Below are 291 nucleotides of genomic sequence, written 5' to 3'. Positions count from 1 at the left end.
GTCGAACAGCGCGATCCAACCGCCGACAGGCCACAGGCCTTCGCCATCGAAGACCTCAATCCGCGTGGCCTGCGCCCGTCGATCGAGACCACCGTGCATGCCTTGATGCCGCAACGCGTGGTGCTGCATGTCCATTGCGTCGACACGATTTCGCTTGCCGTGCAAGCAGATGGCGAGGCCGAGGTGGCCAGGCGACTGGATGGCATCGAATGGGCCTGGGTGCCCTATTTCCGGCCGGGTCTGCCGCTCGCCCGCGGCATTGCCGCGAAATTGCGGCCCGGGGTCGACGTG

1 pseudogene is annotated in these 291 nt (G+C 66.3%); it reads left to right on the top strand.

From position 1 onward, the window contains the following. A pseudogene (locus EN786_RS37165) lies at positions 1-291 on the top strand (class II aldolase/adducin family protein); the annotation flags it as partial.

Source organism: Mesorhizobium sp. M4B.F.Ca.ET.143.01.1.1, from assembly GCF_004792275.1.
In the GTDB taxonomy this organism is placed as follows: domain Bacteria; phylum Pseudomonadota; class Alphaproteobacteria; order Rhizobiales; family Rhizobiaceae; genus Mesorhizobium; species Mesorhizobium abyssinicae.
This window is presented reverse-complemented; position numbering and strand designations above follow the sequence as displayed.